1 pseudogene is annotated in these 288 nt (G+C 42.4%); it reads left to right on the top strand.

The window, feature by feature from the left end:
- Window positions 1-288 (top strand): annotated as a pseudogene (locus ACM615_RS24335) (C4-dicarboxylic acid transporter DauA); the annotation flags it as partial.

The raw sequence follows: 288 nt of genomic DNA on the forward strand, positions 1-288 counted from the left end.
CGCATGGCATATGGCAAATGTACCTGAGATTATTCGTTTGGCGCGTCGCTCTACACAAAATGAAATTGCGGTGTTGTTCACTTGCCTAATTCTCACGGTATTATTCGATATGGTGATTGCCATCTCAGTTGGCGTATTATTGGCGAGTCTCTTATTTATCCGCACCATTGCAGAAATGACAAAAGCCATTGAGCAACCTGCACCAGAAGATCTGAATGATGTGTTAGCTTATCGTATTAGTGGTCCATTGTTCTTTGCGGCTGCAGATAAACTTTTTGCGGATTTACA

Source organism: Rahnella sp. PAMC25617 (assembly GCF_050606005.1).
Classification (GTDB): Bacteria; Pseudomonadota; Gammaproteobacteria; order Enterobacterales; family Enterobacteriaceae; genus Rahnella; species Rahnella variigena.